The sequence below is a fragment of the Actinomadura sp. NPDC047616 genome, from assembly GCF_040642915.1.
Classification (GTDB): domain Bacteria; phylum Actinomycetota; class Actinomycetes; order Streptosporangiales; family Streptosporangiaceae; genus Spirillospora; species Spirillospora miaoliensis.
The window spans coordinates 41,981-59,977 of record NZ_JBEYTB010000028.1 but is presented as its reverse complement, the minus strand read 5'-3'; the positions used below and the strand labels follow the sequence as shown (position 1 = coordinate 59,977).

Here is a 17,997-nt window from a genome sequence, read left to right as displayed (position 1 = left end):
GACGCTCGGCTGGGACACCCCAGCCGAGCGTCTCGCTAAGCTCCTGGCCGAAGCCAGTTGATCAACCGGTGTTGCGACGACCCCTCGAATGCGCCGCGTCCCGGGGGCCGTTCCGCGTCCAGGGGGTCTAGGCGCGGCTGGGCAGCGGGGCGTCGTGGACGGCGTGGTCGATGTCCACACGCTCCAGGTCGCGCAGGTGGTGGCGGCGCAGGACGAGGATCAGCACGGCGACCAGGCAGCTGGCCGCGCCGACGTAGTACGGCACGTCCGAGTTGATCTCTTCGCCGAGCCGTCCGGCGGCGTACGGGGCGATGGCGCCGCCGAGCCAGCGGACGAAGTTGTAGCCCGCCGAGGCGACCGGACGGGGCGCGTCGGAGACCTCCATGGCGGCCTCGGTGAAGGCGGTGTTGTTCAGCCCGATGGGGATGCCCGACAGGATCGTGGAGACGATGATCCCGGTCTGGCCCGACAGCGCCAGGCCGAGCTGGCACAGCACCAGCAGCCCCAGCGCCAGGTGCATCACCCGGACCGTTCCAATACGGCGCTGCAGGAACGGCGCGCCGAACACCGAGGCCAGCGCGACCAGCACGCCCCAGCCGAAGAACACCAGGCCGATGCCGTGCGCGTCCATGCCCAGGACGAACGGGGTGAAGGCCAGAACGGTGAAGAACGCGTAGTTGTAGAACAGCGCGGTGAACGCGGTGGTCGACAGGCCGCCGTGGGCGAGCACGCGGATCGGGTCCGACAGCCGGGTCCGCCGCTTCGGCGGGGGCGTCGGCCCCAGCAGCGCGGCGATCAGCAGGAAGCCCACGGCCATCAGGGCGGCGGTGCCGAAGAACGGGTAGCGCCAGCTCATGTCGCCGAGCAGCGCGCCCAGCAGGGGCCCCATCGAGATGCCGAGGCCGAGCGCCGCCTCGTACAGGATGATCGCGGACTCGGCGCCGCCGCTGGCCGCGCCGACGATCACCGCCAGGGCGGTGGCCACGAACAGCGCGTTGCCCAGCCCCCAGCCGGCGCGGAAGCCGATCAGCTGGCCCACCGTGTCGGACGTGCCCGCCAGCGAGGCGAACACGATCACCAGCGCGAGCCCGGCCAGCAGCGTGCGGCGGCCGCCGATGCGGCTGGACACCCAGCCGGTGACCAGCATCGCCACCGCCGTGATCAGGAAGTAGCTGGTGAACAGCAGGGAGACCTGGCTGGGCGTGGCGTCCAGGCCCTTGGCGATGGCGGGCAGGATGGGGTCGACCAGGCCGATGCCCATGAAGGCGACGACGGCGGCGAAGGCGGTGGCCCAGACCGCCAGCGGCTGGCGCAGGATGCCGCCGCGCCGCGCCGCCTGCTCGGGGGCGGACGGGGCGCCGGGGGGCGTCGCGTGCATGAAGGTCCTTTCAGGAGACGGTGAGGAGCCGTTCCAGGGCGGGCAGCGCCGCGGCCACGGCCGCACGGTCCTCGTCGCTGAGGGCGGCGAACCGCCCGGCCAGGAACGCCAGGCGGCGTTCGCGCCCGGCGCGCAGCCGGTCGGTGCCCGTCTCGGTGAGCCGGGCGGTGACGACGCGCGCGTCGGCGGCGTCCCGGCCCCGCGCGACCAGCCCGTCGCGTTCCAGCCGGTTGATCTGGGCGGTCATGGTCGGCAGCCGGACGCCGTGCTCGGCGGCGAGCTCGGTCATCCGGCGCGGCCCGGCCTCCAGCGAGCCCAGCACGGACAGCTGCTGGGCGGTGATGGGCTGGTCGGCGGACACCCGGCGCAGCAGCAGGACGACGTCGCGCATGCGCCGGTTGAACTGCTCGGCGAGCGCGCGGTCGGCGTCCGACGGCTGATGCGGCTGGGACGGCTGCCGGTTCGCCGGCGCCTGCCCGGCCGGGGACGCCGCGGACGTCGGCGCAGGGCGGGACATGGGGTCGGACGCTGTCACGGATGGTCACCTCACGGACAATTACTTAGACAGTCTAACTTAGTTTGGCTAACTATTCGCGTGAGCCCGGTCACACCAGCGTGCCGGACCGCGGCCCGGCACGGGCGGCATAGGCTGCCTGCATGGCGATGGAGACCTCGGCGGAGTCGCCGGTGCCGGTCCGCACCGTCCTGCAGGCGGTGGGCGGCTGGATCGGGCGCCTGGGCCGCATCTGGGTCGAGGGGCAGATCACCGACCTGAACGCCCGCGGCGGCACGGTCTACCTGACGCTGCGCGACCCCGTGGCCAACATGTCGGTGCGGGTCGTGGGGCCGCGCGCGGTGTTCGAGGCGGCCGGTCCCGCGGTGGCCGACGGCGCCCGGGTGGTGCTGCACGCCAAGCCCGACTTCTGGATCAACCGGGGGACGTTCTCGCTGGCCGCCCTGGAGGTGCGGCCGGTCGGCGTCGGCGAGCTGCTGGCCCGGCTGGAACGGCTCAAGCGGGTGCTGGCGTCCGAGGGGCTGTTCCGGCCCGAGCGCAAGCGGCCGCTGCCGTTCCTGCCCGGCAAGGTCGGCCTGATCTGCGGGCGCGACTCCGACGCCGAGCACGACGTGCTGCGCAACGGCCGGCGGCGCTGGCCCGCCGTGGCGTTCCAGGTCGAGAACGTCGCCGTGCAGGGCTCCTACGCGGTCGGCGAGGTGATGGAGGCGCTGCGCAGGCTGGACGCCGACCCCGAGATCGACGTGATCGTCATCGCCCGCGGCGGCGGGTCCATGGAGGACCTGCTGCCGTTCTCCGACGAGGCGCTGGTGCGGGCGGTGTCGGCCTGCCGCACCCCCGTGGTCAGCGCCATCGGGCACGAGCAGGACACCCCGCTGCTGGACCTGGTGGCCGACGTGCGGGCGTCCACGCCCACCGACGCGGCCAAGAAGGTCGTCCCGGACGTGCGCGAGCAGCTGCAGTACGTGCGGCAGCTGCGCGACCGCGGCCGCCGCTGCCTGGCCGGGGCCGTGGAGCGGGAGCTGGCGTGGCTGAAGGCGATGCGGTCGCGGCCGGCGCTGGCCGACCCGGTCCGCGAGATCGAACGGCAGGACGAGCAGGTGCGCGCGCTGCGCGACCGGGCCCGCCGCTGCCTGACCGCCGCCCTGGACCGGGCCGGCGACGAGCTGACGCACACCCGCGCGCGGCTGGTCGCCCTCTCCCCCGCCGCCACGCTCAAGCGCGGGTACGCGATCGTGCAGCGCGAGGACGACTCGGTGGTGCGGGAGGCCGGGGCGGTCGAGACCGGTGAGCGGCTGCTGGTGCGGCTGGCCGACGGCCGCATCGCGGTCACCGTCACCGGCGGCGACTAAGGTTGAACGGTGACCGAGGAGAATCCTGAGCAGCACGGCCCCGGTGAGCAGCGGCTGTCCTACGAGCAGGCCCGCGACCAGCTGGCGGAGGTCGTCCGGCGGCTGGAGACGGGCGGGCTCACGCTGGAGGAGTCGCTCGGCCTGTGGGAGCGCGGCGAGAAGCTCGCCGGGATCTGCGAGGAGTGGCTCGAAGGCGCCCGCGCGCGCCTGGCCGCGGCCATGAGCGAGCCCGCGGAAGGTGACGGCCAGGCCGCCCCCTTCTGAGGCCGCCACGAGGTCGTCTTGTTCCTCAGGACGGGTTCGCCGGTGAGGCCGTGGGCACCGGGACGCCGCCGGTCTGCTTGGGCTGCGGCTTGAGGGACGCGGCCAGCACCGCCAGCTCCTCGTAGGAGGCCGTACCGGTCACCACCAGGCTCACCCCGTCGGGCAGGGTGCGCGCCAGGGAGTTGGCCTTCTTGTCCTTGCGGTGGTACTTGGTCCAGGTGACGCCGTTCACCTGCTGGGTGCCGATCGGCTTCTTGTTGTTGGTCATCCGGGGGACGTACTCGGACGCCTTCTCGTTGCTCTGCTCCAGCGCCGCGTACTCGTCGCTGGGGGTGACGAACCCCAGATGCCACGCCACCGGTCCCTTGCCCTCGCCCAGGCCGTGCAGCCGCGAGCTGGTGGGACGCCACGTGGGCGGCAGGTTCTCGGGCGCGTGCACGGTGTAGGGGGCGTCGCTGCGCATCGCCCAGAGCTGGCTCTGGTAGTCGACGGTGGGCAGGACCTCCTTGTTGCTGCGCGGCGTGATCACGTAGATCGCCGCGACGAGCAGCAGGCAGGCGCCCATCGCCAGGGTGAACCCGCCCAGCCCGGTGGTCAGCCGCTTGTAGACGGCGGGGCTCACCCGGACCGGCCCCGTGGCCGCGGCCTGGTCGCCGCCCGGCGCCGCGGCCCGCGCCGGCGCCGACTCGTCCGGCGCGGCACCGTCGGAAGCGGCGGCGTCGTTTGGAGCGGTGTCGCCGGGCACGGTGTCGCTCGCGGGGGCGTCGCTCGGCGGGGCGTCGGACGTCGGTGGGGTCTTCTCGCTCACGTTCCCAGGATCCCGCACGGTCAGCCGTGCCCCGTCCGGGGGTTGTGGATCGTGGACACGATGGCCATGACGTCGTCGGCCAGCGCGCGCGAGGCCGCCTCGTCGTCGCTGAGGGAGATCTCCGACACCGCGCCCGCCATCGCCCCGGTCAGCACGACGACCAGCGCCTCGTCCACGCCCCCGTCGGCGGTGTGGAACAGGGCGGCGTTGCGGCGGGCCCACTTGTTGAGCCGCTGGCGCATGACGCGGTCGAAGCCGGGCGGCCCGTCGCCGGAGATGAACAGCCGGGCCACGTCCCGTTCGGCCAGGCAGCCGTCCAGGTAGGCGCCCGCCCCGGCGATGAACAGCCGCATGGGGTCGTTCTCACCGGCCTCGCGCGCCCGGTTCACCGCCTCCCGGGTGCGCTCCTGCTGGCGTCCCTGGAACTCCTCGAACAGCGTGAGGTACAGGTCCGCCTTGCCGTTGAAGTGGTGGTAGAGGCTGCCGACGCTGGCCCCCGCCTTGGCGACGATGTCGGTGACGGCGGCCTGGGCGAAGCCCGCCTCGCAGAACACGTCCCGCGCGGCGGCCAGCAGCGCGCTGCGCGTGGCGGCGCCGCGGTCGGAGGTGCGGGCGGGGGCGTCGCCGCCGGCGTCCGCCCGTGTCCCGGCCGCGTCCGCACCGCCGCCGGCCGCGGCGACCCCGCCGGAGGGGACATCGATCTCGCTGCTCATGAGCCCTGAGATTACGCCCTCCGGGCCGGTGGAGCGCGATCCGCCGATGCCCGGTCCGTCAAAAACGGGCCGTTCGGGGTATTGGATCCCCCATGCGCCTTGTCTGGTCTGGTCCAATTTGTGACCTCGGACGCGGCGCGCCGAGAATCCACGGAGATCACCGACCGAAAGGCCGCCGCCATGTCGCACGAGACCACCGTCCACTCCCCGCTCGTCACCGAGCCCGCGGCGCCGGACCGCAACCTGGCCCTGGAGCTGGTCCGGGTGACCGAGGCCGCCGCCATGGCCGCCGCCCGCTGGGTGGGCCGCGGCGACAAGAACGGCGCCGACGGCGCGGCCGTCAACGCCATGCGCCAGCTGATCAACACCGTGGCGATGCGGGGCGTGGTGGTGATCGGCGAGGGTGAGAAGGACAACGCCCCGATGCTGTTCAACGGCGAGCACGTGGGCGACGGCAGCGGCGCCGAGTGCGACGTGGCCGTGGACCCGATCGACGGCACCCGGCTGACCGCGATGGGCATGAGCAACGCGATCGCGGTGCTGGCGGTGGCGCCGCGCGGGTCGATGTACGACCCGTCGGCCGTGTTCTACATGGAGAAGCTGGCGACCGGCCCGGAGGCCGCCGACGCGGTGGACATCGAACGCCCGATCGCCGACAACATCGCCGCCGTCGCCCGCGCCAAGGGCTCCTCGCCGCACGACGTGACCGTGGTGATCCTGGACCGGCCGCGGCACGAGGACATCGTCCGGCAGGTCCGCGCCACCGGCGCCCGGATCAAGTTCATCACCGACGGGGACGTGGCCGGCGCGATCATGGCGGCGCGCGAGGGCACCGGCGTGGACCTGCTGCTGGGCATCGGCGGCACCCCGGAGGGGATCATCGCGGCCTGCGCGATCAAGGCGCTGGGCGGGGTGCTGCAGGGCCGGTTGTGGCCGCGCAACGACGAGGAGCGCGACAAGGCGCTGGCCGCCGGGCACGACCTGGACCGGGTGCTGACCACCGACGACCTGGTCACCTCCGACGACGTGTTCTTCGCCGCCACCGGCATCACCGACGGCGAGCTGGTGGACGGCGTGCGCTACCGCAAGGGCACCGCGGTCACGCACTCGCTGGTGATGCGCTCGCGCAGCGGCACCATCCGCTCGATCACCAGCGAGCACAAGCTGAACAAGCTGCGGGCCTACAGCGCGATCAACTTCGACACCGCGCAGTAGCGGCGCCGGCGGCCGGAGCCGCGGCCACGCGCCGCGGCTCGGCGGCGGCTCGACTCAGCGGCGGCTCAGCGGCGTGGCGGTGGCTCAGCGGCGGCGGTTCAGGCGGTCGCGGACGCGGTCGCGCAGGGTGCGCTTCGGGGTGCGGGCCCGCACCGAGCCGAAGATCATCGTGCCGCCGATCTCGACCGTGGGACCCTCGTCGTAGGGGCGGGTGCGCACGTCGCGGGTGCTGAGGACGGTGCGCCCGGTCACGTCCACGCGGACGCCGTCGGGCACCAGCAGGCGGATGCGGCCCCCCAGCACCATGGCGTCCAGCACCACGTGCCGCCGCTGCAGCACGGCCTGCCGCAGGTCGAGTTCGACGGTGCCGAACAGCGCCAGCAGCGGCAGCCGGACCGGCACCACCCACCGGCCCTCCCGCCGCATCCGGCCGAACATGGCGGACACGGGACGGTCGTCGACGAGGATCGGCTGGGTCTCCTGGGGGCCGAGATCGGCGGTGAGGCCGGTCAGGTCGCCGAGGGTGCGGGCGGCGTAGACGCGTTCGGTGCGCTCGGCGTGCTCGTCGATGGTGAGCCGCCCGTCGGCCAGGGCCTCCCGCAGCACGGCCGCCACGCGTTCCCGGTCGGCGTCGGAGGCGCGCAGTTCCCGCACGCTCGGTTCGCTCGGGGGCCGTCGGCTGGGGGTCTCCACGCTTAGAGGGTAGCCGCCGCCCGTCCCGGTCCCGCCGAACCCGCCGAACCCGCGGGGGCACGGAAGCGGGGTCGGAAGCGGCGTTGGAAAAGGTCGTCCACGGCCCGGAAAAATCTGTGGGGAATTGCCCGATCCGTCACCTACAGTGACGCTCATGGCCGTACAGCGTGGTGCGCAGACCTCCGTCCGGGGACCGGCCGCCGGGAGCGCGGCCGCGATCAGCCTGCGCGGGGTGGTCAAGCGCTTCGGCGACTTCACCGCCGTGGACGGCCTCGACCTGGAGGTGGCGCCCGGCACGTGCCTGGGCCTGCTCGGCCCGAACGGCGCGGGCAAGTCGACCACGATGAAGCTGCTCACCGCCCAGGCGATCGCCGACGAGGGCACGATCCACGTGCTGGGGCTGCCGGTGCCGGGCGAGTCCAAACGGGTGCGGGCGGCGATGGGCGTCGTCCCGCAGCAGGACAACCTGGACGAGGAGCTGACCGCCCGGGAGAACCTGGAGGTGTTCGCGCACCTGTACCGGGTGCCGCGGCGCCGGCGGCGGGCGGCCGTGGACGACGCGCTGGCCCTGGCGCACCTGACCGGCCGGGCGCACACCAAGGTCGACGACCTGTCGGGCGGGATGCGGCGGCGGCTGCTGATCGCGCGCGGGCTGGTGCACCGTCCCGCGCTGGTGCTGCTGGACGAGCCGACCGTGGGGCTGGACCCGCAGGTGCGCGCCGACCTGTGGGGGCTGATCGACGGGCTGCGCTCGCACGGCACGACGGTGCTGATGTCCACGCACTACATCGAGGAGGCCGAGCGGCTGGCCGACGACTGCGCGCTGATGTCGCGCGGCCGGGTGGTGGCGCGGGGCGCGCCCGCCGAGCTGATCGCCGAGCACGCCGGGCGGCAGGTCGTCGAGCACTTCGGCCCGCCGGAGCGGCTGGCGGAGGTCGAGCGGCTGGCGCGCGCGGCGGGGCTGGCGACCCGGCGCACCGGCCCGTCGGTGTCGGTGCTGAAGGCCGAGGCGATGCCGCCGTCGCTGGCCGAGGAGCTGGGGCCGGACGGCGTCCGCCGCGCCGCCACCCTGGAGGACGTGTTCGTGGTGCTCACCGGGGAGAAGGTCGAATGACCACCGATCACGCGACGGGGCAGGTCGCGCCGCCGCGCCCGCTGCGCAGGTTCGAGCTGGCGCCGGTGGGCGGGATCTGGCGGCACGAGCTGGCGCTGTTCCGCCGCTACTGGAAGTCGCAGACGTTCGCCGCGACCGTCGAGCCGACGTTCTACCTGCTGGCGTTCGGCTACGGGTTCGGGTCGCTGGTCGCGGTGGTGTCCGGCATGCGCTACCTGGACTTCATGGCGACCGGCGTGGTGGGCATCGCCGCGTTGTTCACCGCCGTGTTCCCGGGGATGTTCAACGGCTACATCCGGCGGGTGTTCCAGCACACCTACGACGCGATCCTGGCCACGCCGGTGGACGTGCACGAGCTGGTCACCGGCGAGGCGCTGTGGATCGCGGCCAAGGGGTCGGTGTACTCGTGCACGCCGCTGGTGGTGGCGCTGTTCTTCGGGCTGGACCCGTCGCCGGGCATGCTGCTGGTGCCGTTCCTGGTCTTCTGGCTGTCGCTGGGGTTCGCGCTGTTCGGGATGTGGACGTCCACGATCGTGCCGTCCATCAACTCGTTCGACTACGTGATCACGGGTGTGATCACGCCGCTGTTCCTGGTGGCGGGCACCTTCTTCCCGGTGGACGCGCTGCCGCGGTGGGCGCAGTACGTGGCGTGGGCCAACCCGCTGTACCACTGCGTGGAGCTGGTGCGGCACGCGGTGTTCGGGCTGCGTCCGCTGGTCGACCTGGGGCATCTGGCCCTGCTGGTGGTGTTCTCCGCGCTGATGTGGCTGCTGGCCGTGCGCGGCATGCGCCGCCGCCTCATCGACTGAGATCGCCCCGGCAAGGGGACCGGCCAGGGGATTCGCGCGCCGGGGGCGCTGCGGTACGCTGCCGCCCTGACGCGAAACTTTCTCATCTTCGGCCCCGGTGGCGGAGAGGCGGGCGCCGCATGACCGTGCGGATCACCGGGCGGGACCGGCGGGCGCGGCCGGCCGCCTACGCCGCGTTCGCCGTGCAGGGCCTGTGCTTCGCCTCGCTGGTGACGCAGGTGCCGCGGATCCAGAAGGCGCACCAGCTCAGCGACGCCACGCTGTCGCTGGTGCTGCTGACGGTGCCGCTGGTCGCCGGGCTGGGCAGCGTGCTGGCGGGCGCGGCGTTCGCGCGCGTCGGCAGCGGGCCGGTGCTGCGGGTGGCGCAGCCGGGGGTGTGCGCGGCGATCGTGCTGATCGGGACGACCGGCGACGCGGACGTGCCGCTGTACGCGGCGGTCGCGCTGTTCGGGCTGTTCGTCGGGGCGGTGGACGCGGCGATGAACGCCCAGGGCATCGCGGTCGAGCGGCGCTACGGCATGAGCCTGATCACCGGCTGCTACGCGGTGTGGAGCGTCGCGGGCATCCTCGGCGGCCTGTGGGCCTCGCTGTCCAACCGGATCGACCTGTCGCTGCCGGTCTGCTTCACCGCGGCCGCGGCGGTGGGGCTGGCCGGGACGCTGGGAACCGGACACCTGCTGTACGGCAGGCACGAGGAGGGCGACGGGCCGAGCGCCGAGGAGCTGAAGGCGGCCGGGCGGCGCGTCCCGTGGCGTCCGATCCTGGTGGTGGGAACGGCGATGGCCGTGGCGTACCTCGCCGACGCGGCTCTGTCCAACTACGGCGCCAAGTACCTGGACGACGAGCTGTCCGGCAGCGACTGGGTGGCTCCGCTGGGCTACGTGGCCTACCAGATCGCGATGGTGGTCAGCCGCGCCGTGGCCGACTTCGGCGTGCGGCGCTCGGGAGCGGTGCGGGTGGTGCGCGTGGGCGGGGCGATCGGCCTGGCGGGGATGGCGGGCGTGGTTGCCGCGCCCAACGCCGCCGTCGCCATCGCCGCGTTCGCCGTGGCGGGGCTGGGCCTCAGCGTGATCGCGCCGGTGTCGTACTCGGCCGCGGGCAAGGTGGACCCGACCGGGCTGGGCGTGGCCGTGGCACGGGTCAACGTCTTCAACTACGTGGGGTTCGTGCTGGGCGCCGCCGTCGTGGGGGCGATCGCGCCCATCGACCCGGACCACGGGCTGCGGCTGGCGTTCGTCGTGCCGACGGTGCTGGTGCTGCTGGTGTTCGTCACCGCCAGGGGCTTCGACCCGGTGGTGGACGGGAAGGCTCGGCCGGGCGCTCCTGCGATGGAGCGCCCGGCCGTCTGACCCGGGAGCCTGACGCCGTCGGCCGGACCTCCCGGAACGGGGCGTTAGTCAGGCTCAGGCATCTTCCAGGGCGACGACGGCGCGTTCCCCCGCGGCCTGCGCCTCCTCGGGGGACATGTCCTGCTGCGCACGGGCGAGGGCGACCTCGGCCGCGTCCACGGCGGCCCGGGCGGTGACCGCGTGCTCCTGAGCCCGGTCGAGGTCGCCGAGCCCGACACAGTCGAACGCCACCTGCGCGTCGTGAACGGCCATCTTCAGTTGTCGCGCGGCCTCGTCCAGACTCATCCATACCTCCTTCTGCGGGGAGCCTCTTCCTACCCTCCTGCACCCTCCGTAATCGCCCTACCCAGCAGTTCGGCGGCGCGCGCCAGGCGGGCCTCCGGCAGCCGGGCGTAGCCGAGCACCAGCGCGGGCGGGGCCTGCCCGGCGCGCGCGGCCGACCACATCGGCGCCGCCCCCGCCACCGCCACCCCGGCGCGGGCGGCGGACGCGACGACGGCCTCCTCGTCACATCCCCTGGGCAGCTCCAGGTAAAGGTGAATCCCGGCGGAGATTCCCCGCACCGCCGCGTTGGGCGCGTGGGCGCGCAGCGCCTTCACCAGGGCGTCGCGACGGGAGCGGTACTGCCGTCGCATGACCCGCAGGTGCCGGTCGTATCCGCCGTCGGCGATGAAACGTGCCAACGCGTACTGCTCCAGAACGGGATTCCCGAGGTCGGTCTGGGCGCGGTAGGCGCGCAGCCGTTCGGCCAGGTGCGGCGGCGCCACGGCCCAGCCCAGCCGCATGGCCGGGGCCAGGGACTTGCTCACCGACCCGAACAGCACGACGTGTTCGGGGGCGATGCCCTGCATGCACCCGACGGGATCGCGGTCGTAACGGAACTCGGCGTCGTAGTCGTCCTCCAGGATGAGGCCCCCCGTCCTGCGCGCCCACGCGATGAGGGCGGCGCGGCGGTGCGGGGCCAGCACCACACCGGTGGGGTACTGGTGCGCGGGCGTCACCAGCACAGCGCGCGCTTGGGTACGGACGAGCGCGTCAACGTCCAGGCCGTCACGGTCCACCGGGACGCGCACCAGCCGTATCCCGGTCGCCTCCAGCATCGGCAGCTGCCGCACGCTCGTGGGGTCCTCGACGGCCAGGACGCGGTGCCCCTCCTCGGCCAGCAGCCGCACCGTGGCCGCCAGGCCCTGCGCCACCCCGTTCATCACCAGCACCTGCTCCGGCCCGGCGTGCGCGGCGCGGACGCGGCCCAGGTATCCGGCCAGTTCGGCGCGCAGCGCGGGCACGCCCGCGGGGTCGGGGTAGATCAGCTCGTCGTTCGGCACGTCGCGCAGCACCGCGCGCATCGTCGCCAGCCAGCGCGCCCTGGGGAAGGCGGCGAGGTCGGGGATGCCGGGCCACAGGTCGTAGGCGAACTCGCCGCCCGCGTCCCGCGGCTCGGCGGCGGGGTCGTGCGCCGCCGCGGACGTCCCGGCGCGGGGGGACGGCGCGTCGACGGCGGGCGCCCTGCGCACGGTGGCCTTCGCCTGCGGGGCGGGTGCGGTGGGCGCGTCGTCCCAGGGTGCGAGGCGGGGCGGCGGGGTCTCGTCGGGGCGGGCCAGGGGCGCGACCCGCGTGCCGTCCCCGCGTCGCGCCAGGAGGAAGCCCTCGGCGACGAGTTGCTCGTAGGCGGCGACCACCACACCGCGGGAGACGTCGAGGTCCCGGGAAAGGTCGCGGCTGGACGGCAGCCGCGTCCCTGGGGCCAGCCGCCCGGAGCGGATCGCCGCGCGGAATCCGGCGGCGATCTGTGTGGCCAGCCGTCCGGCGGACCGGTCGAGGGGAAGATGCAGATCCGTCACATGAGGTTCAGCGTTTCCAACGCCGTATCCCGTCACCCGTGGACCACGAGGTCCGTGCCCCAGCGCCGCCCCGCGCGCGCGGCGGTCGTACGCTGTAGGGCGGCCCCACCGGATGCCCGGGCCGCGCCCCCGCCGGGTGCGCGCCCGTGAGCAAGACAGCGCGCGAGGTTCATCGATGCCCGAGTTCTCCTACACCGACCTGCTGCCGACCGGCCCGGACGACACCGAGTACCGGCTGCTGACGTCCGAGGGCGTGTCGACGTTCGAGGCGGGCGGGCGGAGGTTCCTGCAGGTCGAGCCGGAGGCGCTGCGGCTGCTCACCGAGACCGCCATGCGCGACGTCGCGCACCTGCTGCGGCCCGCCCACCTGGCGCAGCTGCGCAAGATCCTGGACGACCCCGAGGCCAGCCCCAACGACCGGTTCGTGGCGCTGGACCTGCTGAAGAACGCCGGCATCGCCTCCGGCGGCGTGCTGCCGATGTGCCAGGACACCGGCACCGCGATCGTCATGGGCAAGCGGGGCCAGCACGTGCTCACCGACGGCCGCGACGAGGAGCACATCTCGCGCGGCGTGTACGACGCCTACACCCGGCTGAACCTGCGCTACTCCCAGATGGCGCCGCTGACCATGTGGGAGGAGAAGAACACCGGCAGCAACCTGCCCGCGCAGGTCGAGCTGTACGCCACGTCCGGCGACGCCTACAAGTTCCTGTTCATGGCCAAGGGCGGCGGCAGCGCCAACAAGTCGTTCCTGTACCAGGAGACCAAGGCCGTCCTGAACCCGAAGCGGATGATGTCCTTCCTGGAGGAGAAGATCCGCTCGCTGGGCACGGCGGCCTGCCCGCCGTACCACCTGGCGATCGTGGTGGGCGGCACGTCCGCCGAGTACGCGCTCAAGACCGCCAAGTACGCCTCCGCGCACTACCTGGACGCCCTGCCCACCGAGGGCTCCCCGCTCGGCCACGGCTTCCGCGACCTGGAGCTGGAGCAGCAGGTGTTCGAGCTGACCCAGCGGCTCGGCATCGGCGCGCAGTTCGGCGGCAAGTACTTCTGCCACGACGTGCGCGTGGTGCGGCTGCCCCGGCACGGCGCGTCGTGCCCGGTGGCGATCGCCGTGTCGTGCAGCGCCGACCGGCAGGCCCTCGGCAAGATCACCGCGGAGGGCGTGTTCCTGGAGCGGCTGGAGACCGACCCGGCCCGCTACCTGCCCGACACCACCGACGACCAGCTCGACGGCGAGGTGGTGCGCGTCGACCTGAACCGGCCGATGGACGAGATCCGCGCCGAGCTCACCCGCTACCCGGTCAAGACCCGGCTGTCGCTGACCGGGCCGCTGGTGGTGGCCCGCGACATCGCGCACGCCAAGATCAAGGAGCGGCTGGACGCGGGCGAGCCGATGCCGGCGTACCTGCGCGACCACGCCGTCTACTACGCGGGCCCGGCCAAGACGCCCGAGGGGTACGCCTCCGGCTCGTTCGGCCCGACCACCGCCGGTCGCATGGACTCCTACGTCGAGCAGTTCCAGGCGGCGGGCGGGTCGATGGTCATGCTGGCCAAGGGCAACCGGTCGCAGCAGGTCACCGACGCGTGCAAGAAGCACGGCGGCTTCTACCTGGGCTCCATCGGCGGCCCGGCCGCGCGGCTGGCGCAGGACTGCATCAAGAAGGTGGAGGTCCTGGAGTACCCGGAGCTGGGCATGGAGGCCGTCTGGAAGATCGAGGTGGTCGACTTCCCGGCGTTCATCGTGGTGGACGACAAGGGCAACGACTTCTTCGCCGACACCACCGGCCCGCTGCTGACGATCGGGCGGCGGTAGCGGCGCGGGACACCGGCAGGCACATCACCCGACACCCCAACAAACTGCCCCAGACCGCCGGGTGACGGAGGGGCCCCTCCGGTATCTTGTCCGCCATGTCCCGGTCAGAGCGCCTCGTTCTCGCGACGCGCTACCGGCTGGTCTCGCGCATGGGCCAAGGCGCCAACGGCACGGTCTGGAAGGGTCACGACGACCTCCTCGACCGCGCCGTGGCGATCAAGGAACTGCGGGTGCCGGAGGACCTGTCCGAGGACGACCGGGTCGTCTTCTACCGGCGCACCCTGCGCGAGGCGCGGGCCCCGGCCCAGCTGCGCACCCCGTCGATCGTCGAGGTCTACGACGTGGTGATCGAGCAGGGCCGGCCGTGGATCGTGATGGAGCTGGTCGAGGCGCCCAGCCTGGAGCAGATCATCCGGGAGTCCGGCCCGCTGCCGCCCGAGCGGGTCGGCCCCATCGCCCGCCAGCTGCTGGACGCGCTGGCGGCCGCGCACCGCGCCGGGATCGTGCACCGCGACCTCAAGCCCGGCAACGTGCTGCTGGACGGCGACCGGGTGGTGCTCACCGACTTCGGGCTGTGCTTTCCGGCCGGGTCGGCGAGCCTGACCGGGTCGGGCCACTTCATGGGGTCGCCCGCGTACGTGGCGCCGGAGGTGGCCGCCGGCGAGCAGGCCACCCCGCGTTCGGACCTGTGGTCGCTGGGCGCCACGCTGTTCGCCGCGCTGGAGGGCCGCCCGCCCTTCGAGCGCGGCAACGTGATGGCCACCCTCAGCGCGCTGGCCAACGAGCCCGCGCCCGTCCCGCGCAACGCCGGGCCCCTGGCGCCCGTGGTGAGCGGCCTGCTGGAGAAGAACCCCGCCCGGCGGCTCAGCCACGCCCGCGCGGCCGACCGGCTGGAACGGGCGCTGGCCGGGCCGCGCTCGGGCCGCCGCCCGCCGACCCCGCGGCTGCGGGTGATGGCGGCGATCGCGCTGGCCGGGGCGACGGTGGCGTCCTGCGGCATCGGCGCCACCGCGCTGGTCATCGGCATGTCCCGGGAGAGCTCCGGCCCGTCGCCCACCGAGCCCGCCACGGCCGCCGCGCGCCCCCGGGCGGGCGGCGGCGACGCCGACGCGGCCCCGCCCGGCACCGCGTCCGCCACGCTGGTCGTACGGGCCCGCACCGACCACTGCAAGGTCTTCGTCTCGGTGCCCGGCCCCAGCATCGAGGTGCTCACCGACGAGACGCTGCCGCGCGGGGACGCCCGCCAGTACGACCGGCCCCGTCTCAACGCCGTGATCCACGACGCGTCCGCGTGCGACGTGTGGGTCAACGGGCAGCGCAAGCCGCTCGGCGAGCCGGGCCGGCGGCAGACCTACACCGTCACCAAGGACACCCCCGGAAGCTGACCGCTCGCCGCGCCCCGGGCGCCGGGCGTCAGGCCATGCGTCGGCACGGAATGCGGCAGGCCCCGCCGGGAATGCACAGGGCCGTCTTCGAAGCTGCTGAGAGAGCAGGGTTGAGATCCGAAGCCGGAGGTGGCCTTCCATGAGCGAGCACGCGCAGTTCCGGATCGAGCACGACTCCATGGGCGAGGTGCGCGTCCCCGCCGACGCCAAGTGGCGGGCGCAGACACAGCGCGCGGTGGAGAACTTCCCGATCTCCGGGCGGACGCTGGAACCCGCGCACATCGCGGCGCTCGGTCACGTGAAGGCGGCCGCCGCGACCGTCAACGCCGAGCTGGGCGTGCTGGACAAGGACCTGGCCGAGGCGATCCGCGAGGCCGCCCTGGAGGTCGCCGACGGCCGCTGGAACGACCAGTTCCCCGTCGACGTGTTCCAGACCGGGTCCGGGACGTCGTCCAACATGAACGCCAACGAGGTCATCGCGACGCTGGCGCAGGAACGGCTGGGCCGCCCCGTGCACCCCAACGACCACGTCAACGCCTCCCAGTCGTCCAACGACGTGTTCCCCTCCTCCATCCACATCGCGGCCACGGGCGCGGTCGTCAACGAGCTGATCCCGGCGCTGCGGCACCTGGAGGCGGCGCTCGGCCGCAAGGCCGCCGAGTTCGCCACCGTCGTCAAGGCGGGCCGCACCCACCTGATGGACGCCACCCCGGTCACGCTCGGCCAGGAGTTCGGCGGCTACGCGGCGCAGGTGCGGCACGGGGTGGAGCGGCTGGAGGCCGTGCTGCCGCGGCTGGCCGAGCTGCCGCTGGGCGGCACCGCCGTCGGCACCGGCATCAACACCCCCGAGGGCTTCGCGCCGCGCGTCATCGCCGAGATCGCCCGCGTCACCGGGCTGCCGCTGACCGAGGCGCGCGACCACTTCGAGGCGCAGGGCGCCCGGGACGGCCTGGTGGAGGCCAGCGGGGCGCTGCGCACCGTCGCGGTCGGCCTCAACAAGATCGCCAACGATCTGCGCTGGATGGGCTCGGGGCCGCGCGCCGGGCTGGCCGAGATCCGGCTGCCCGACCTGCAGCCCGGCTCCTCGATCATGCCGGGCAAGGTCAACCCGGTGATCCCCGAGGCGGTGACCCAGGTGGCCGCCCAGGTGATCGGCAACGACGCGGCCGTCGCGTTCGGCGGCGCGTCCGGCAGCTTCGAGCTGAACGTCATGCTGCCGATGCTGGCCCGCAACCTGCTGGAGTCGATCACCCTGCTGGCCGGCGCGTCACGGCTGCTGGCCGACCGCTGCGTCGACGGCATCGAGGCGAACGTCGAGCGGCTGCGCGAGTACGCCGAGTCGTCCCCGTCGATCGTCACGCCGCTCAACCGCTACATCGGCTACGAGGAGGCCGCCAAGGTCGCCAAGCAGGCCCTGGCCGAGCGCAGGACCATCCGCGAGGTGGTGCTGGAACGCGGCTACGTCGACGACGGCAGGCTCACCCTGGAGCAGCTCGACGCGGCCCTGGACGTGCTGTCCATGACCAACGCCGAGCCGCCAGGACGCTCCTGACCGCGACCTGCGTCCGTCGGGGACGGACGGGCCGTCAGTACCAGCCCGTGCTCTGCGAGTGCTGCCACGCCGCGCACGGGCTGCCGTACCGGCCCTTGATGTAGCCGAGGCCCCAGCGGATCTGCGTCTTGGCGTTGGTGCGCCAGTCGGCGCCCTCGCTGGCCATCTTGGAGCCGGGCAGTGCCTGCGGGATGCCGTACGCGCCGGAGGTGGGGTTGGAGGCGCGGTAGTTCCAGTGGCTTTCCTTGTTCCACAGGTTCACCAGGCAGCCGAACTGGGTGCTGGGGTTGAACCCGTAGTTGTCCATGATGGCCTTGGCGTACGCCTGCGCCTCGCCCGCGGGCATCGGGTTGCCCGCCGTCGGCGCGCCGCCCGACCCGCCTTCGTCCTTGTCCTCGGGCTTCTTGGTCGGGATCGGGGTGCCCTTGGGCAGCAGCGCGGGCCGCTTGACGGTCTCCTTGCGCGCGTTGCGGGAGGCGCGTTCCACCGCCTGCTTGTGGCGCGCGGCGGCCAGGGCCTCCAGGTCCACGGGCGGCTGCTTGGGGGCGTCCGCCAGCGGGGACGGCTGCACGACGGTCTTGTCTCCCTCGCCGCCGGTGAAGGCGAACGCGGCGACCGCGCCGCCGCCGACCAGCACCAGCGCGCCGGCCGCCACCGCGGCGACCTTCAGTCCCGTGCGCCCGCCGCCCGGCCGGCCCGGCTCACCGGGAGCCTTGGCCGCCTTGGGCGCCTTTGAGGCCCTGCGCGCCCTGGCGGGCTTGCGGGAACGCGGCGCAGGCCCCTGGGGCATGCCCGGGCCGACCTCGATCTCCTCGCGCGGGGCGTCGGGGGCGCCGTAGGGCGCCTGCGCCGGGTCGCCCGTGGAAACGGCCTGCAACGTGGCGGTGTCCCCGCCGGGCTCGCCGAGACCGTCGCCCGCACGCGCGGACGCCCCGGCGACGCGCACGTCGCTCTCATGGGGGCTCTGCCGCGGAAGCTGGTGGGGAGCCGCCTGGAAGGGCGTCTGCGGCTCCGGCTGTGGGGACTGTCGATCGTCTCGCCTAGGGGACCCGGGGCGGTCTCCGTACAAGGCGGTCCTTCCGACGGTCGCACGCGCATGGTCACGCGCACGAACTGCTTCCACCCCCGGCCCACTCGGGGGGTGCTTACGGGGAGACACAATGCCCGACGGAAAGGGAGGCTCCGCAACAGGAA

17 protein-coding genes are annotated in these 17,997 nt (G+C 73.7%); 9 read left to right on the top strand and 8 right to left on the bottom strand.

The window, feature by feature from the left end; all coding sequences use genetic code 11:
* Positions 1–127: 127 nt before the first annotated feature.
* The gene (locus ABZ801_RS40115; RefSeq protein ID WP_344959415.1) at positions 128–1,378 is read right to left on the bottom strand and encodes an MFS transporter; all 1,251 of its coding nucleotides are present in this window, start codon (positions 1,376–1,378) and stop codon (positions 128–130) included.
* A 10-nt stretch (positions 1,379–1,388) separates the two neighbouring features.
* Complete coding sequence (locus tag ABZ801_RS40110) at positions 1,389–1,913, bottom strand: MarR family transcriptional regulator (protein WP_344959417.1); 525 nt, start codon at positions 1,911–1,913, stop codon at positions 1,389–1,391.
* Between the two features lie 122 nt (positions 1,914–2,035).
* Between ABZ801_RS40110 and xseA the strand changes: the two genes are divergently transcribed.
* Both xseA and ABZ801_RS40100 read left to right on the top strand, forming a co-directional pair.
* Positions 2,036–3,244, top strand: a complete 1,209-nt coding sequence (gene xseA / locus ABZ801_RS40105; protein ID WP_344959419.1) for an exodeoxyribonuclease VII large subunit — start codon at positions 2,036–2,038, stop codon at positions 3,242–3,244.
* 9 nt (positions 3,245–3,253) lie between these two features.
* Positions 3,254–3,508 carry an exodeoxyribonuclease VII small subunit gene (locus ABZ801_RS40100; protein ID WP_344959421.1) on the top strand — a complete coding sequence of 85 codons (255 nt, stop codon included), beginning with the start codon at positions 3,254–3,256 and terminating at the stop codon, positions 3,506–3,508.
* Between the two features lie 25 nt (positions 3,509–3,533).
* Here ABZ801_RS40100 and ABZ801_RS40095 read toward each other — a convergent pair whose 3' ends face one another.
* Positions 3,534–4,316: a DUF4245 domain-containing protein gene (locus ABZ801_RS40095; RefSeq protein WP_344959423.1), complete on the bottom strand. Its 783-nt coding sequence runs from the start codon at positions 4,314–4,316 to the stop codon at positions 3,534–3,536.
* A gap of 20 nt (positions 4,317–4,336) precedes the next feature.
* Positions 4,337–5,029, bottom strand: coding sequence for a TetR/AcrR family transcriptional regulator (locus ABZ801_RS40090; protein ID WP_344959425.1), 693 nt, complete (start codon positions 5,027–5,029; stop codon positions 4,337–4,339).
* Positions 5,030–5,209: 180 nt separating this feature from the next.
* Between ABZ801_RS40090 and glpX the strand changes: the two genes are divergently transcribed.
* Positions 5,210–6,244, top strand: a complete 1,035-nt coding sequence (gene glpX / locus ABZ801_RS40085; RefSeq protein ID WP_360708823.1) for a class II fructose-bisphosphatase — start codon at positions 5,210–5,212, stop codon at positions 6,242–6,244.
* Positions 6,245–6,328: 84 nt separating this feature from the next.
* Here glpX and ABZ801_RS40080 read toward each other — a convergent pair whose 3' ends face one another.
* The gene (locus ABZ801_RS40080; protein WP_344959429.1) at positions 6,329–6,937 is read right to left on the bottom strand and encodes a DUF1707 domain-containing protein; all 609 of its coding nucleotides are present in this window, start codon (positions 6,935–6,937) and stop codon (positions 6,329–6,331) included.
* Positions 6,938–7,091: 154 nt separating this feature from the next.
* Here ABZ801_RS40080 and ABZ801_RS40075 point away from each other — a divergent pair, with 154 nt between their 5' ends.
* From ABZ801_RS40075 to ABZ801_RS40065, 3 genes are all read left to right on the top strand, one after another.
* Complete coding sequence (locus ABZ801_RS40075) at positions 7,092–8,051, top strand: ABC transporter ATP-binding protein (protein ID WP_360708819.1); 960 nt, start codon at positions 7,092–7,094, stop codon at positions 8,049–8,051.
* Positions 8,048–8,860 (top strand): ABC transporter permease, encoded by an 813-nt coding sequence (locus ABZ801_RS40070; protein WP_344959433.1) that lies wholly within the window; start codon positions 8,048–8,050, stop codon positions 8,858–8,860. The genes ABZ801_RS40075 and ABZ801_RS40070 overlap by 4 nt, the downstream gene beginning before the upstream one ends.
* A 119-nt stretch (positions 8,861–8,979) precedes the next feature.
* A complete protein-coding gene (locus ABZ801_RS40065; RefSeq protein ID WP_360708816.1) occupies positions 8,980–10,209 on the top strand; it encodes an MFS transporter in 1,230 nt (409 codons plus the stop codon).
* Between the two features lie 54 nt (positions 10,210–10,263).
* Here the strand turns inward: ABZ801_RS40065 and ABZ801_RS40060 are convergent, their stop codons facing one another.
* Both ABZ801_RS40060 and ABZ801_RS40055 read right to left on the bottom strand, forming a co-directional pair.
* The gene (locus ABZ801_RS40060) at positions 10,264–10,494 is read right to left on the bottom strand and encodes a hypothetical protein (RefSeq protein ID WP_344959438.1); all 231 of its coding nucleotides are present in this window, start codon (positions 10,492–10,494) and stop codon (positions 10,264–10,266) included.
* Between the two features lie 29 nt (positions 10,495–10,523).
* Positions 10,524–12,050, bottom strand: coding sequence for a PLP-dependent aminotransferase family protein (locus ABZ801_RS40055; RefSeq protein WP_360708813.1), 1,527 nt, complete (start codon positions 12,048–12,050; stop codon positions 10,524–10,526).
* A gap of 175 nt (positions 12,051–12,225) precedes the next feature.
* Between ABZ801_RS40055 and ABZ801_RS40050 the strand changes: the two genes are divergently transcribed.
* The 3 genes from ABZ801_RS40050 (at position 12,226) to ABZ801_RS40040 (ending at position 16,803) form a co-directional block, all read left to right on the top strand.
* Complete coding sequence (locus ABZ801_RS40050; RefSeq protein WP_360708811.1) at positions 12,226–13,866, top strand: fumarate hydratase; 1,641 nt, start codon at positions 12,226–12,228, stop codon at positions 13,864–13,866.
* 95 nt (positions 13,867–13,961) lie between these two features.
* On the top strand, positions 13,962–15,251 hold the full coding sequence (locus tag ABZ801_RS40045) for a serine/threonine-protein kinase (protein ID WP_360708808.1): 1,290 nt from the start codon (positions 13,962–13,964) through the stop codon (positions 15,249–15,251).
* A 139-nt stretch (positions 15,252–15,390) separates the two neighbouring features.
* Positions 15,391–16,803 carry a class II fumarate hydratase gene (locus ABZ801_RS40040; RefSeq protein WP_360708805.1) on the top strand — a complete coding sequence of 471 codons (1,413 nt, stop codon included), beginning with the start codon at positions 15,391–15,393 and terminating at the stop codon, positions 16,801–16,803.
* Between the two features lie 34 nt (positions 16,804–16,837).
* Here ABZ801_RS40040 and ABZ801_RS40035 read toward each other — a convergent pair whose 3' ends face one another.
* A complete protein-coding gene (locus ABZ801_RS40035) occupies positions 16,838–17,749 on the bottom strand; it encodes a lytic transglycosylase domain-containing protein (protein ID WP_360708802.1) in 912 nt (303 codons plus the stop codon).
* Between the last annotated feature and the right edge of the window lie 248 nt (positions 17,750–17,997).